The 281-nt window shown below is 52.3% G+C and carries 1 protein-coding gene; it reads right to left on the bottom strand.

Translation table 11 applies throughout. From position 1 onward, the window contains the following. A partial coding sequence (locus ACNART_RS18000) for a hypothetical protein (RefSeq protein ID WP_416303697.1) occupies positions 1-281 on the bottom strand: 281 nt, incomplete at both ends.

Raw genomic sequence — 281 nt, forward strand, 5'->3', positions numbered from 1 at the left:
GGCGCCATTACTTTGAAAGTCTTGTAACATCATCGCGTGAGCTTTCTGTGCGCCGGCTTCTGTCCCTTGTTGTGCGGCTTCTTTCATTGCCTGCGCAAGTACAGCGTCACCATTTCCTGTCACTGTAATATGATTAACGACCGTCATTTGTACACCACTCACACGGGCTAACGTCGGTTGTGGTGTAACCGGTATTCGCCCTGCGACCGCCCCCACAAAGCCCCCCGAAGCATAACCTTGCGCCGCATGCATTAAGCGATAGAGATTGCCGATACCCAATT

The sequence above is a fragment of the Proteus sp. LHD240705 genome (assembly GCF_047921555.1).
Taxonomy (GTDB): Bacteria; Pseudomonadota; Gammaproteobacteria; order Enterobacterales; family Enterobacteriaceae; genus Proteus.